Origin of the sequence: Pseudomonas synxantha BG33R (assembly GCF_000263715.2) — a bacterium.
Lineage (GTDB): Bacteria > Pseudomonadota > Gammaproteobacteria > Pseudomonadales > Pseudomonadaceae > Aquipseudomonas > Aquipseudomonas synxantha_A.
In genome coordinates this window covers 3,882,187-3,896,807 of the sequence record NZ_CM001514.1, presented here as the reverse complement: position 1 = coordinate 3,896,807, position 14,621 = coordinate 3,882,187, and the positions used below count along the sequence as shown (strand labels likewise).

Annotated in this window: 10 protein-coding genes and 1 pseudogene; 5 read left to right on the top strand and 6 right to left on the bottom strand. The window is 61.6% G+C overall.

Annotated elements, in window-relative coordinates; genetic code table 11:
• Positions 1-18: 18 nt before the first annotated feature.
• Positions 19-1,362 carry a Na+/H+ antiporter NhaA gene (gene nhaA, locus PSEBG33_RS10570; protein ID WP_005789286.1) on the bottom strand — a complete coding sequence of 448 codons (1,344 nt, stop codon included), beginning with the start codon at positions 1,360-1,362 and terminating at the stop codon, positions 19-21.
• Positions 1,363-1,480: 118 nt separating this feature from the next.
• Positions 1,481-2,662 carry an MFS transporter gene (locus PSEBG33_RS10575; RefSeq protein WP_005789285.1) on the bottom strand — a complete coding sequence of 394 codons (1,182 nt, stop codon included), beginning with the start codon at positions 2,660-2,662 and terminating at the stop codon, positions 1,481-1,483.
• Between the two features lie 115 nt (positions 2,663-2,777).
• Between PSEBG33_RS10575 and PSEBG33_RS10580 the strand changes: the two genes are divergently transcribed.
• Together PSEBG33_RS10580 and PSEBG33_RS10585 are read left to right on the top strand one after the other, a co-directional pair.
• Positions 2,778-3,683, top strand: a complete 906-nt coding sequence (locus PSEBG33_RS10580) for a LysR family transcriptional regulator (RefSeq protein ID WP_005789283.1) — start codon at positions 2,778-2,780, stop codon at positions 3,681-3,683.
• 83 nt (positions 3,684-3,766) lie between these two features.
• Entirely contained in the window at positions 3,767-4,591 is an 825-nt protein-coding gene (locus PSEBG33_RS10585) for a DUF2242 domain-containing protein (RefSeq protein ID WP_005789281.1), read from the top strand.
• 1 nt (position 4,592) lies between these two features.
• Here PSEBG33_RS10585 and aceE read toward each other — a convergent pair whose 3' ends face one another.
• Positions 4,593-7,253, bottom strand: a complete 2,661-nt coding sequence (gene aceE, locus PSEBG33_RS10590) for a pyruvate dehydrogenase (acetyl-transferring), homodimeric type (protein WP_005789280.1) — start codon at positions 7,251-7,253, stop codon at positions 4,593-4,595.
• Between the two features lie 144 nt (positions 7,254-7,397).
• On the opposite strand from aceE, the gene PSEBG33_RS10595 reads away from it, so the two are divergent.
• Positions 7,398-7,868, top strand: a complete 471-nt coding sequence (locus PSEBG33_RS10595) for a MarR family winged helix-turn-helix transcriptional regulator (protein ID WP_005789278.1) — start codon at positions 7,398-7,400, stop codon at positions 7,866-7,868.
• 54 nt (positions 7,869-7,922) lie between these two features.
• Here the strand turns inward: PSEBG33_RS10595 and PSEBG33_RS28030 are convergent.
• The 3 genes and pseudogenes from PSEBG33_RS28030 to PSEBG33_RS10605 all read right to left on the bottom strand — a co-directional run bounded on the left by PSEBG33_RS28030 (position 7,923) and on the right by PSEBG33_RS10605 (position 11,422).
• Positions 7,923-8,927 (bottom strand): annotated as a pseudogene (locus tag PSEBG33_RS28030) (transketolase-like TK C-terminal-containing protein).
• A 326-nt stretch (positions 8,928-9,253) separates the two neighbouring features.
• Positions 9,254-10,288: an AraC family transcriptional regulator gene (locus PSEBG33_RS10600; protein WP_005789272.1), complete on the bottom strand. Its 1,035-nt coding sequence runs from the start codon at positions 10,286-10,288 to the stop codon at positions 9,254-9,256.
• A gap of 3 nt (positions 10,289-10,291) precedes the next feature.
• Positions 10,292-11,422 carry a carbon-nitrogen hydrolase family protein gene (locus tag PSEBG33_RS10605; RefSeq protein ID WP_005789270.1) on the bottom strand — a complete coding sequence of 377 codons (1,131 nt, stop codon included), beginning with the start codon at positions 11,420-11,422 and terminating at the stop codon, positions 10,292-10,294.
• 211 nt (positions 11,423-11,633) lie between these two features.
• On the opposite strand from PSEBG33_RS10605, the gene PSEBG33_RS10610 reads away from it, so the two are divergent.
• Complete coding sequence (locus tag PSEBG33_RS10610; RefSeq protein ID WP_005789268.1) at positions 11,634-13,673, top strand: NADPH-dependent 2,4-dienoyl-CoA reductase; 2,040 nt, start codon at positions 11,634-11,636, stop codon at positions 13,671-13,673.
• 57 nt (positions 13,674-13,730) lie between these two features.
• Positions 13,731-14,618, top strand: coding sequence for a 1-aminocyclopropane-1-carboxylate deaminase/D-cysteine desulfhydrase (locus PSEBG33_RS10615; protein ID WP_005789266.1), 888 nt, complete (start codon positions 13,731-13,733; stop codon positions 14,616-14,618).
• The last annotated feature ends 3 nt before the right edge of the window (positions 14,619-14,621 follow it).

Genomic DNA, 14,621 nt, shown 5'->3' with positions numbered 1-14,621 from the left:
GTGGGTGCTTAACTCGCCTTATGGGTGCTTGCCTGAAAATTTGAGCTTGCCCCAGGTCAGGCCGATCACCGCTGCCAGGGTCGAAGCGGCCAATACACTGAGCTTGGCGGCCGAGAGCAAGGCCGGGTCCGAGAAGGCCAGGGAGGAGATAAAGATCGACATGGTGAACCCGATCCCGGCCAGCAGGCCAACCAGGCCGACTCCTGTCCAGGTCACACCGTCCGGCAGCTTGCAGATATTGAGCTTGACCAGCATCAGGCTCGCCAGCATCACGCCCAGGGGTTTGCCGAGTACCAGCGCGAAGATGACCCCCATGAACACCCCGTGAGCCATCGGATCATCGAGGTTGAAGCCGTCCAGGCTCACGCCGGCATTGGCCAGGGCGAAAAGCGGCATCACGCCGAATGCCACCCACGGATGCAGTGCCGATTGCACCCGTTGCACCGGCGGCAACATCTCCCGTTGGGCTTGGCGCAGTTGCTTGAGGGGCTGGGCGACCTGTTGGGGGCCTTCTGCCGAATGCGAGAAGCGCTCCATCAGCTCGTTGAACGTGCGTTCAATGGTCTCCAGCGGGCGTTCTGTGGTGGGCTTGGAGTTGACCGGCGTCATCAAGCCCAGGATCACCCCGGCGAGGGTCGGGTGCACGCCGGTCTTGAGCAGCCCGAACCATACAATCGCCCCCGGTAACAGATAGATCGCAGCCTTGCCGATGCCCATGCGCTGGAACACCAGCACCAGCGCCAGCCCGCCTGCGGCAATCACCAAGCCCATGTAATCGAGGCTGGCAGTGAAGAAGATCGCGATGATCAGAATCGCCACGATGTCATCGATGATCGCCAGGGCCAGCAACAGGATACGCACGCCACTGGGAATCGACTTGCCCAGCAGCGCCAGCACGCCCACGGCAAAGGCGATGTCGGTCGCGGTGGGTACCGCCCAGCCACTGGCGGCGACGGTGCCGTGGTTGAGCAGGGTGTAGATGAGTGCAGGCATCAGCACACCGCCCAGCGCAGCGCCCAAGGGCAGCGTGGCCAGTTTCAGATTGGCCAGGGCGCCATCTTTGATTTCCTGACGGATCTCGGCGCCGACTACCAGAAAGAAGATGGTCATCAGCCCGTCATTGACCAGAAAGTGCAGGGAACGCGACACGCTGTAATCGCCAAGTCCCAGGGTAACAGGCGTGTTCCAGAAGTGCTCGTAGGTCGCTGCGGCGGGGCTGTTGGCCCAGATCAGCGCCACGATCGCTGCCAACAGCAGGACGATACCGCTCACGGCTTCGATATGGGAAAAACGCTCAAGGGCAGACAGCGCGCCCTCAGTCAGGCGCTGAGGGCGGGGGATGGCAGGGTGTTTATCAGGCACGACAAATCTCCATTGGCGGCCCGACCAATGCTTGGCTTTTAACCTGCGCCGCGCCTTATGCAGCAACGCACCCAGAGGCGATGATAGGAAGTAGAGGAATAAGTTGTAAACAAACTTGTCATCGGCCGTGCCAGGCCTTGCCCGTCATTGCACCCAGCGCCAGCGCTATCAACCCCAGCACTGCCCATGGAAATGCGATGACGCCCCAGTGTTGGAGCATCAAGCCGCCAGCCAGCCCACCCCCGGCAATGCCAAGGTTCCACGCGGTGACCAGCATGGATTGCGCGGCATCGGCCGAGTTGCCGGCCGACTTCGCGAGTGCGGTTTGCAGCAGGGCCGGCAGGCCTCCGAAAGCCAGGCCCCAGGCCGCCACGCTGATGTAGATGCAGATCGCAGAGCTGGTCCAGAAACCCAGGAGCAGGGCAGCTGCGGCGAACATCGCGCAACTGATGAGGGTCAGCAACCGCAGGTGTTGATCAATCCATATCCCCACCAACCAGATGCTTGCCAACGCCATCAAGCCGAACACCAGTAACACCTGGTCGATCTTGCTGCCGATGCCGGCGGGCACCAGCAAGGGAGCGATGTAGGTGTAGAGGATGTTATGAGCCAACACATAGGTGAAGGTCACCCACAGCACGGGGCGGATTCCCGGCAGGGCCAGCACGCGATTCAAGCTCAGACGTTTGCTGGCTGCTTCACCGGCAAAATCCGGCAATTGCCAGCGCGCCCACACCAGCAGTAACAGGGTCAGGCCGGTCATGATGGCAAAGCTGCTGCGCCAACCGACCAGCGTGCCAAGCAGGGTGCCAGCAGGTACGCCGAGGGACAAGGCCAGCGGCGCACCGAGCATGGCCACGGCGATCGCCCGACCCTGCAGATGAGGGGCAACCATGCGGCTGGCGTAGCCTGCCAACAGCGCCCACAGCAGCCCGGCGAATACACCCGCAAAGAAGCGAGCGATCAAGGTCACGCCGTAGTGGCTGGAAAACGCGGTGACACTGTTGACCAAGGCAAAGCCGCCTATGGCGATCAACAGCAGAGGCCTGCGACGCCAGCCACGGGTCAGCAAGGTCAGCGGGATGGCCGCGAGCAATGAGCCCAGGGCGTAGAGCGTCACCAACTGCCCGACCAGCGCCTGTGACACTTCCAGCCCTTCGCTCATTTGCGGCAGCAGCCCGGCGGGCATGGCCTCGGTGAGGATGGTGATAAAGCCGGCCGAGGCCAGGGCCAGCAACCCTGCCAATGGCAAGGGTTCATGCACGGGCGCCGTAGCGGCCAATGAAGCGTTGTTGTTCATGGGAGTCTCCTTGAAGGGGCAAGGAAACAGGGTAGGGGGCTGCGATGCGCGGAAAAACAGGCTAAGGTGCCGAACTTATCGGACATTTTTGTCCGCAATTGACCAAGGCATCAGCATGGACAGTCTGAGCGGGCTCTCGGTATTCGTACAGGTTGCGCAAACGCGTAGCTTCACCACCGCAGGGCGGGTATTGGGCGTGTCATCCTCTGCGGTAGGCAAAAGCATCGCACGCATGGAGGAGCGCCTGGGTGTCAGGCTGTTTCATCGAAGCACCCGCAGTATCACCCTGACCAGTGAGGGCGCGCTGTTGCTGGAACGCTCGCGGCGTATCCTGGCGGAAGTGGAAGCGGCTGAGCTGGAGTTGAGCGAGGCCAGTGCTACCCCGCAAGGCAAACTGCGTATCAGCGTGCCCCAAGTGCGGGGGTTGTTGATGCCGGTGATCAGTGGCTTTATGCGCGCCTATCCGGATATCGAGTTGGACGTGGATTTTTCCGACCGTATGGTGGATGTCATCGATGAAGGCTTCGACGCGGTGATCCGCACCGGCAAGCCGCAAGACTCGCGCTTGATGGCGCGCCATCTGGGGCATTACCAACTGGTACTTGTCGGTACGCCCGGCTATTTCGACCAATACGGCACGCCACTCCTGCCCCAGGACTTGAGTCATCACGCCTGCCTTCGGCATAAATTCTGCGCCTCCGGCAAACTCGAGCCCTGGCCGCTGCGACTGGTGCCGGGCGCGGCGGAGCCGAGCTTGCGTGCGCCGCTGGTCAGCAGCACCATTGAGTCTCTCAAGCATGTGGCCCAGGAAGGTCTCGGTATTGCGTGTCTGCCGGACTACATGGTCAACGAGGCGGTTGCGCAAGGGGCCTTGCAGCGCGTGCTGGATGAGCACCTCGAACACCGCGGCAGTTTCTGGTTGCTGTGGCCGGCCAGTCGCCATGCCTCGGCCAAATTGCGCGTGTTTATCGACCATATGTGTGCCGGGCTTTTTCCTACTGACGCCGCTTCACAAGGCTGAGATGTTTAACCGACAGGAATGCGCGCTTCAAGGCCGCGTTCTGTTGCACAATACCGTCCGGACCGTTTTCCACAGGATTTTCAATGTCGACATCATTTCACTTGCGTAGCCTCGGGTTGGCGCTGGTGCTGGCGGGCGCCGCGGGCTGCTCCTCACCCAAGACCGCTATCTATGAACATGAGAATTTCGACGATTCCGGTACGTTTTCCCGCGATTACCCGGTCAGCGATGTAGCGGCGTGTGAAGCGGCGCGCCGCGCTCTGCTGAGCCAGGGTTACATCATTACCAGCAGCGATCCTAAGCTGGTGGCGGGCAACAAGAGTTTCCAGCAGACCGGCGAGACCCATCTGCAGATCAGCTTCAACGTGGTGTGCGCTGCTGATGGCAAAGGCAGCAATCACTCGACGATGTTTGCCAACGCCTTGCAGGATCGCTATGCGCTCAAGAAGGTCAACAACTCCGCCAGCCTCGGCGTGGGTGTGTTGGGTTCGGTGTCGATGCCGATCGGCTCCACTGACGACTCGATGGTGAAAGTCGCGAGCGAGACCGTCTCGGCACCGAAGTTCTACGAGCGTTACTTTGCGCTGGTGGATGTGTTCCTGCCGCAAGAGGTCAAGCAGGCCGAGCATATACCCGAGCAGCCCAAGGCTGACCTGGGTATGCCTGAACCCAAGGTCGCTCCGGTAGCCGCTCCAGTAGCCGAGAAGGTCGAGGCGCCGAAGGAGGCACCTGTCGCGCCTGCCGCTTCACAACCCCTGGCACCGCCACCTGAGGCTGCGCCGATCGCACCGACCCCGGAACCTGCGCCTGCCTCGACGCCAGCAACCGAACCTGCGCCGGCGCCGACCAATCCCAACCTGCCTGCGCCGACAGAGGCAATACCGCCCCTGCCAGCGCCTGCGCAGTAACTCAGATGGCTACGGGATCGGCCTTGTCGACGTTGATCCCGTAGCGGCTGATGGCCAGGGCGACGTTGTCACGACCAATCACACCGTCATCAGCCAACGCCTTCAACGCTGCTAAAGCGATAAAGTGCCGGTCTACCTCGAAGAACTCGCGCAATGCCTCGCGGGTGTCCGATTGCCCGAAACCGTCGGTACCCAGTGCGACAAAACGGCGGTTATGCACGAAGGGGCGAATCTGGTCGGCGAACAACTTCATGTAGTCCGTGGCCACCACCACAGCGCCGGTTCTCCCGGCAAGGCAGGTTTCGACGTAGCTTTGGCGCGGCTCGCTTTGCGGGTGCAGGAGGTTCCAGCGCTCGGCGGCGTGCCCATCACGGCGCAATTCGGTCAGGCTGGTGACGCTCCAGACATCGCTGTGCACGGCGAAATCCTTGGCGAGCAACTCGGCTGCGGCGATCACTTCGCGCAAGATTGAACCGCTGCCCATGAGCTGTACCTTTGCCTGCGGGTGGCTGCTCAGCGGATACATGCCCTTGAGAATGCCTTCTTCAACGCCTTCCGGCATCGCCGGGTGCGGATAGTTTTCGTTGAGCAGGGTGATGTAGTAATAGATGTCCTCCTGTTCGACATACATGCGCCGCATACCCTCGCGAATAATCACCGCCAGTTCGTAGGCAAAAGTCGGGTCATAGGCCACGCAGCAGGGAATCACCGACGCCAGGATATGGCTGTGCCCGTCGTCGTGTTGCAAGCCTTCCCCCATCAGCGTGGTGCGCCCGGCCGTGGCGCCCAGCAGGAAGCCCCGCGCTCGCGCATCGCCCGCCGCCCAGGCCAGGTCGCCGACACGCTGGAAGCCGAACATCGAGTAGAAAATATAGAACGGCACGGTCATCAGGCCATGGTTGCTATAGGAGGTACTTGCCGCGATCCAGGAAGAAATAGCGCCGGATTCATTCAGCCCTTCCTGCATGATCTGTCCGTCTTTGCTTTCTTTGTAGTAGCTCAATTGCCCGGCGTCCTGTGGGGTATAGAGCTGGCCGACGGCTGAATGGATACCGATCTGGCGGAACAGGCTTTCCATGCCAAAGGTGCGCGACTCATCCGGCACGATAGGCACGATCAGCTTGCCCAAATGCGGGTCCTTGAGCAGCGTGCCGAGGATGCGCACAAAGGCCATGGTGGTGGAGATGGCGCGCTCACCGGTGTCTTTGAGTTGGGTGGCGAAGGCGCTCAGCTCGGGGATTTGCAGCGGCGCAACGCTCGTGTGGCGCGCTGGCACATAGCCTCCCAGTGCCTGCCGTCGTGCGGCAAAGTAGTGGGCCTCTTCGCTGTCGACGGCGGGTTTGAGGTAGGGGATTTCTTCGAGCCGGTCATCGTCGACCTCCAGGCCGAAGCGGTCGCGGAAAGCTTTTACCGCTTCGGCCCCCATCTTCTTCAGCTGATGGTTGATGTTTTGGCCTTCGCCAGCTTCACCCATGCCGAAGCCCTTGACCGTCTTGGCCAGTATCACCGTGGGCTGGCCCTTGTGGCGCACGGCGGCGGCGTAGGCGTTGTAGACCTTGTCCGGGTCATGCCCGCCCCGTGAGAGTTTCCAGATGTCGTCGTCGGACATGTCCGCAACCAGTGCGAGCAACTGCGGGTATTTGCCAAAGAAGTGTTCACGCACATAAGCGCCATTCTGGGATTTGTAATTCTGGTAGTCGCCATCCACGCATTCCATCATGCGTTGGCGCAGCAGGCCGCTCTGGTCCTTTTCCAGCAGTGCGTCCCAGCCGCTGCCCCAGATCACCTTGATCACATTCCAGCCGGCGGCGCGGTACAGGCTCTCGAATTCCTGGATCACCTTGGCATTGCCGCGCACCGGACCATCCAGGCGTTGCAGGTTGCAGTTGACCACGAAGATCAGGTTGTCGAGTTTTTCGCGGCCCGCCAGGGAGATGGCCGCCAGGGATTCGGGCTGGTCCATTTCGCCATCGCCGAGGAATGCCCAAACCTTGCGGCCCTGATGCTGCTTGAGGTCTCGGAACTCCAGGTACCGCATAAAACGCGCCTGGTACGCGGCAGTGATCGGTCCCAGGCCCATGGAGACCGTAGGGAATTGCCAGAAGTCCGGCATCAACCGTGGGTGAGGGTAGGAAGACAAACCCTCGCCACCGGCCTCGCGACGAAAGTTATCCAGCTGCGCTTCGCTGATACGGCCCTCCAGGTAGGCACGGCCATAAATGCCTGGTGAGGAATGGCCCTGGATATACACCAGGTCGCCGTCGAATGCGTCGGTTCGGCCACGGAAAAAATGATCGAAGCCTACGTCATACAGCACGGCGGCTGACGCATAGGTGGCGATATGCCCACCTACGCCTGAGTGTTTGCCCGCGCGCAATACCATCGCCATGGCATTCCAGCGGATGAACGCATTGGTGCGCCGCTCGATGGCCTGGTTACCGGGGTAGGGCAACTGGCGCTCAACCGGGATGGTATTGACGTAGGGGGTGGTCACCCGCCCGTAGAAGTCGCCATGCCGTGCAACGTCGAAATCCAGCAACTGATCGATCAGGTAATGAGCGCGTGGACGGCCCTCGGTGGACAGCACCGATTCGATGGAGTCCAGCCATTCGCGGGTTTCCTGCGGATCATCGTCGAGTCTTACTGGGTCATTCGGGGTCATGTGAGGCTCCAGGGTAGGCGGATTCAAGCAGCAAGCTCCTCGTGGGAGTGATGCAAATGTAGTTGCAATTGCAACGACATGCCAGAATCTAGCGCGGGATGAGCTACTATTGCAACCTTCTTGAAATTCCCCGGATGGTGTTGCATGTCGTCGAAAGAGCCGGATGTATGGTTCCGTTTTGTCAGGGCTCACAGGACGGTCATCCGTGAAATCGAGCGGCGCCTGGCTGCGGCGGGCCTGCCGCCGTACGCCTGGTACGATGCGTTGTGGGGCCTGGAAAGCGGGCCCGGCGGCACCCGGCGTATGCACGAACTGGCCGATGTGCTGGCCATTGAGCGCTATAACCTCACGCGCCTGGTGGACCGCCTGGAAAAGGACGGCCTGGTAGTGCGTTCCCGCTCCGATGGCGACGGTCGTGCGGCGTTTGCCTCGATCACGGACACGGGTCGAGCGCTGCGCAAGAGCATGTGGAAAATCTACGAAAGCACTGTGGACGAGCTGTTCCTTTCACAAATCGAACCCGAGCAGCGCCAGGCATTTGCCGATGCCCTGGAGCGCACGGCGGGCTTGGCGATGGATGCGGGTGTGCAAGTGCGCAGCCGACGTAAATCGTAGGTTCGAAAACAGCCTCAGTGCGGGGGGATCGTGCTTGCGCAATTGCATTCCCCCTCACTTCAGGTGATAGCGCTGCAGTGCGTTTTCCACCTGCTGCATGTCGGTACGCCCTTCATCGGCCAGCGCTCTTAACGCTGACGCCACAATCCAATAGCGGCTCGGCGCATGGGCCTGCACCGAGCCTGCGCCCAAGGCGATAAATCGTGCATCTACATGCGCGGCTAATTGATCGACAATCACCTGCGGATAACCGGTGACGGCAATGACGGGTGCGCTACTGCCTGCCAGGCAATCACGTAAATGGCAGCTGCGCGTGGGGGCCAAGGGGTGCAAGCGGTTCCAGCGCTCCGCGGTCGCCGCCTCACGGGCCAACCGTGTGTAGCTGGGGCTGCTCCACACCTGCGCCGTAATATTCCAGTCCTGTTCCAGCAACTCTGCGGCGAACATCACCTCTTCCAGCGCCCGGCCAGCACCGAGCAGGCGCACATCTGCTGCTTGGCCACGCTGGATCGGATACATGCCTTTGTGGGCATCCTCTCGGTCTTGGGCAGTCAGTGTCGTGGGGGCATCCTGGTCATGCAGCGCCAAATAATAAAAACCTGGCTGGCCGTCGACGTACAGCGTGCGTAGTCCTGCCAGCACAATCGCTCGAGCTTCGTCTCCCGAGGCGGGATCGTAGGGTGTGCAGCGTGGATGGGTCGCCAGCCATACTGGCAATGACGGGTGCGTGCCCTTGGGCCACGGGGAAGGCTGGTTCTCGATGTCATTGCAAAAGATGCCACGTTGGGCGGTCTGCTCCGACAGTGCGCACAACTGTGCAGACGACACTGCGCTGTGCAGATAGAGCAGGGGTTTTTCGCCGCGATTGCGCGCAAACTAGATAGGCCAGTTGCCCACGCGGCGGCTGCATGACTGGCCACGGATCACCCAGGCGTGCCGGCTGGATTCCAGGGTATTGGCCATGCTCATCACCGTATACAGCGGCGAGTTGCCCGGGCAGGCGGCGGTGCTGAGTGCGTCGATGCAGCTCTGCGCAGAATGCGCGATAGAGGCAGGCATGGGTCCAGGCTCCTTTCAACGGATATTTGTACCCTACTGGAAATGTGATTGCAGTTGCAATGATTGCAATCGCACCTCAAGTCATGGGATTAAATTATCCGGCGCCTGTCGCGTTTAACTTTTCAAGCGCAGGAATGTCACAACGTCGACATTTTTTCGTCATGACGGCACTTTAGGCTGGGTTCGCAGGTCATTTACCTGCCACCGCTTTCATTTGAAGAAGGAGTCCACCATGGACGATTACCAGGAAGAACTGCTGGAGTACCAGGCATTCGAGTTGGACCCGCTGGATCCGGCCGACGATGCCACCGAGCTGTAACCCGACTTCAGGCGGAATGCCGCTGACTGCGGCGAAATTCCCCTGGGGTCTGGTTATTCCAGCGCCTGAAGGCCCTCTGGAAGGCTTGGGCTGAAGCAAAACCAAGCAAGTAGGCGATCTCGCCAAATGCCAGCTCGGTATCGCGAATATAGGTCATGGCCAGGTCGCGGCGGGTGTCGTTGAGAATTGCGCGAAACTGTGTGCCTTCCTCGGCCAGTTTGCGCCGTAATGTCCAGGTCGGCAGTTTCAAGCGTGCCGCCACCTCTTCCAGGTCGGGTTCCCGGCCGCCATTGAGCATCGGCCCGAGCAACCGCGTGATGCGTTCACGCAGGCTGCGGGTGCGAGTCAGCTGCTCCAACTCCCTTTCACACAGCTGCAGCAACAGGTGCCAGGTACTTGGGCAGTGCTGTGGGTTGCGCAGCGCCAAGGTGGGTTGGCTCAGACGCAGTTGATTGGCATCGGCGCCGAAGTGCATCACGCCGCTTCCCAGCACGTTGTAGTGTTCGTGATAGTCCGGCGCGTCGAATTCGATTTCTATCCGTTGTGCCTGCACCGGCTGTTGCGCCAGGCTGGATAATTGTTGCAGCCAACCGGCGATGATCGAGTCCACCACAAAGCGGTTATAGGCGTTGTAGGGGCTGATGGAGTAGAACCGCAGCCAGGCGCCTTCGGCATCTTCATGAAAGCTCGATTGCCCGCGATAGTTGGAGCCGTACAGCGCTTCAAAGCGTGTGAGCGTGCGCGCCGCTTCGCGCACATTGGGGGCCTGGGCGGCGGTGACACCGGCCAGGCCGGCCTGGCTCAAGCGGCTGAGTTGGCCCATGCGCAGGCCCAGGCCCGGGTCGCCGGTCAGTTGGATGGCCGCGTGGCCCAGGCGCATATAGCGCGGGATCGACAGGCGTGCACCGGCTTCAGCCAGGCGTGCAGGGTCCAGGCCGTATTGCAGCAACAGCGGTTGCGGGTCCAGGCCGTGGCTCTGGATGGCATCGGCCAGGGTGTGCACGAAGCCCACCGACAGATCCCCCAGGCGCACCGGCTTCAAGGGCTACAGCCAGATATTCAGCAGGCGCGCGCCACGGGCATCGCCGTCGGCGAACACTTGCCCGTTGCTGCTCAGAAAACTCTGGCCGGCGCTGCCCAGGTCCCAGAACTGCCCACGTAAAAATACGCTCATGCCCGCCATCGCCTGGCTGACGGGCTGCTGGCTGATCAGGGTGAGGCGGCGCCAGGCGGCGCCTTCGCTGGTTTCTTCGGGTTTGAGGCTGACTTCGGAAGGCGTCGACACGCTCTTGAACCCGCGCCATGGACGGTCCCAGGTGTCGCGGCCAGTGACGAAGGCCGGTACTGCGATCAGTTGCGCACCTTGCTCGTTAAGCTTGCGATAGTTGTCCGGGTACCAGCTGTCGCTGCCGACCAGGGTGCCCAGGCGCCCGGCAGGCGTATCCACCACGCTGACGACATTCTCATCGCCTGGCTCGATAAAGCCACGCTCATCGTAGATCGGGTAGAGCTGGCGCTGCGGTTGGCCCAGTGGCAAACCGTCGGCGGCAAACACCACGCTGGCGTTGTACAGCGCGCCATGGCCGACTTCCAACTGGCCCTGAATCACGCTCGGGTTGGGCAGGGCGATGGAGCCTGCCACCAGGGTTACGCCAAATTCTTTTGCCAGCCCGCCGAACACCACTTGATAGTCGCGCGCCATGGCAGGGGCCTTCATGCGCAGGTAGGCGTCATCCATGCGGTTGTCGCCGGTGGCGCTGATCCAGGCTTTCGCAAACTGCAGTGGGTTGCTGATCGACAGCCAGTTCATCGCATCCTTCAAATGCGCGGCCTGGTACAGCTCGTTTTTTTCGCCCTTGAGCATCAGCCAGGTGCCGATATGTTCGGGCAGCACCACGATGGTCTTGGCGTTGATCAGGCCTTGGTCGCGCGCTTTTTGCAGGTAGCTCGACAGCTTCAGATGCAGGCGTTCCAGGCTTTGATAGTCGGCAGGGAACAGCTCTGGCTGAATGCCGAGCAGGTTGCCACGGTCGGCTGGTTCGCCCTCATTGACGGCGAGGGTGATACGCAGGTCTGACAGGTAATGCGCCACGGGGCGCTCCTGGGTCCAGACCAGATACGCGGCGAGGGCGGCAACCAGGGCCATGGTGACGGTGAACGCTAGAAGTTTACGCATGGGGCAACAGACAACAGACCAGGTGCAGGGTTCGCGACTAGGGTAGGGCCCATGGCGCGGCTTGCCAAGGGGCGCTGTGCATTTGGATCAATAACTTGTCAGTTTCAGTCATTGAGCCGTGGTCCACCGCCTCTTAGTCTGTGGGACATAAACCGATGGCACACCGTTCGAGTGCGCCACGTCCCGTGATGATCCGTTGTGGAGCTGTACCATGACCGCTGCTGCCTACCCGCACCTGCTGGCCCCGTTGGACCTGGGTTTTACCACCTTGCGCAACCGTACCCTGATGGGCTCGATGCACACCGGCCTGGAAGAAAAGCCCGGCGGTTTCGAGCGCATGGCGGCCTACTTTGCCGAGCGCGCCCGTGGCGGCGTAGGCCTGATGGTCACCGGCGGCATTGGCCCGAATGATGAAGGCGGGGTATACGCCGGGGCAGCCAAGCTGACCACTGAAGAAGAGGCGCTCAAGCACAAGATCGTCACCCAGGCGGTGCACGAGGCGGGCGGCAAGATCTGCATGCAGATCCTTCACGCCGGGCGTTATGCCTACAGCCCCAAGCAGGTGGCGCCGAGTGCGATCCAGGCGCCGATCAACCCGTTCAAGCCCAAGGAATTGGATGAAGAGGGCATCGAGAAGCAGATTCAGGATTTCGTCACCTGCTCATTGCTGGCCCAGGCCGCCGAATACGACGGTGTGGAAATCATGGGTTCGGAGGGCTACTTCATTAACCAGTTCCTCGCCGCCCAGACCAACCATCGCACCGACCGTTGGGGCGGCAGCTTTGAAAACCGTATGCGCCTGGCGGTGGAGATCGTGCGTCGCGTGCGCGAGGCCGTCGGCCCGAACTTCATCATTATCTTCCGCCTGTCGATGCTTGACCTAGTGGAAGGCGGCAGCGTGTGGAAGGAAATCGTGCAGTTGGCCAAGGCTATCGAGCAGGCTGGCGCGACGATCATCAATACCGGTATCGGCTGGCACGAAGCGCGTATCCCGACCATCGCCACCAAGGTCCCGCGGGGCGCCTTCAGCAAAGTCACCGCCAAATTGCGCGGTGTGGTGCAGATTCCGCTGATCACCACCAACCGCATCAACACCCCGGAAATCGCCGAGCAGATCCTGGCCGAAGGCGATGCCGACATGGTCTCGATGGCGCGCCCGTTTCTGGCCGACCCGGAGTTCGTCAACAAGGCCGCCGCTGGGCGCGCCGATGAGATCAACACCTGCATCGGCTGCAACCAGGCGTGCCTGGACCACACCTTCGGCGGCAAGCTGACCACCTGTTTGGTCAACCCGCGCGCCTGCTATGAAACCGAACTCAATTACCTGCCCGTCAAGCAGATCAAGAAAATCGCGGTGGTCGGCGCCGGCCCTGCCGGTCTGGCCGCTGCCACTGTTGCCGCTGAGCGTGGGCATCAGGTGACCTTGTTCGATTCCGCCAGCGAGATTGGCGGCCAGTTCAATATCGCCAAGCGCGTGCCGGGCAAGGAAGAGTTTTTCGAAACCCTGCGTTACTTCAAACGCAAATTGCAGACCACTCACGTAGAGCTGTGCCTGAACACCCGTGTGGGCGTCGAGCAGCTGGTGGCAGGTGATTATGACGAGGTGATCCTGGCCACCGGTATCGCGCCGCGCACCCCGGCGATCCCGGGCGTCGAGAACGCCAAGGTGTTGAGTTACCTGGATGTGATCCTGGAGCGCAAGCCGGTGGGCAAGCGTGTGGCGGTGATCGGCGCCGGCGGCATCGGTTTCGATGTATCGGAATTCCTCGTACACCAAGGCGTGTCTACCAGCCTGGATCGAGAGGCGTTCTGGAAAGAGTGGGGCATCGATACCCAACTGGAAGCACGTGGCGGGGTGGCCGGGATCAAGCCCGAGCGCCATGCGCCGGCCCGCGAGGTGTTCCTGCTGCAACGCAAGGCTTCCAAGGTTGGCGACGGCCTGGGCAAGACCACCGGCTGGATTCACCGTACCGGCTTGAAGAACAAACAGGTGCAGATGCTCAACAGCGTCGAGTACTTGAAGATCGATGACGCAGGCTTGCATATCCGCATCGGCGCCGAGGGTGAACCGCAGGTGCTGGCGGTGGACAACATTGTCATCTGCGCCGGCCAGGACCCACTGCGCGAACTGCATGACGGCCTGGTTGCTGCCGGCCAGAACGTGCACCTGATCGGCGGCGCCGATGTGGCGGCCGAGCTGGATGCCAAGCGCGCCATCAACCAGGGCTCGCGCCTGGCTGCCGAGTTGTAAGGCGACAACAGGGGCGGTGTTAGACTTGCCGCCCCTTTCTCATTCAGATACCTGCCGATGGGCCCTTTCGATTGGCTGCCTTATGCGCCCCTTGAACCTGTGCAGCTTGATTGGCTGAACGGCATCGAGCTGGCCGTGCTGCGCCTGGACCGCATCGACCCGCTGATCAGCGGCAACAAGTGGTTCAAACTTACCGAACACTTGGCTCAGGCCCGCTCTACCGGCGCCAAAGGGGTTATCAGCCTTGGCGGGGCTCACTCCAACCATCTGCACGCACTGGCAGCGGCGGGCAAGCGCTTTGATTTTCCCACGGTTGGCCTGTTGCGCGGCCATCCCCAAGACACTCCCACGGTGCTCGACCTCAAGACCTTCGGCATGCAATTGCATTGGTTGGGCTACGGCGGTTATCGGGCGCGGCATGAGCCGGGTTTCTGGCTGCCCTGGCGCGAGCAGTATCCCGACCTTTATCCGATACCCGAAGGCGGTGGTGGTCTGGACGGTGCGCTGGGCTGTGGGGTGTTGGTGGAGCAGGCGCGGGTGCAGTTGAGCCACCTCGGGTGGACGGATTACGACGCATGGTGGCTGGCGGCGGGCACCGGTACTACCCTGGCCGGGCTGGTGCTGGCGGAGGCCGGCGCGCATCCGGTGTACGGCGCAATGGCTGTGCCGGGTGATCATGGCGTGGCGCAGAATGTGAGTGCGATTGTGCAGACCGGTTATGAGTTGCTGGACGCCTGCCGTGGCGGCTTTGCCAAGGTCGATCCGCTGCTGCTCGAGTTTATCCAGCGCACCGAACGGGACTGCGGTGTGCCACTGGAGCCGCTCTACACCGGCAAGGCGCTGCTGGCATTGAAGCAACAGATCGAGGCCGGCCGCTTTGCCCCCGGCACGCGCTTGATCTTCATCCACACTGGCGGCCTGCAAGGCCGCCGAGGTTTCCTGTAGGTG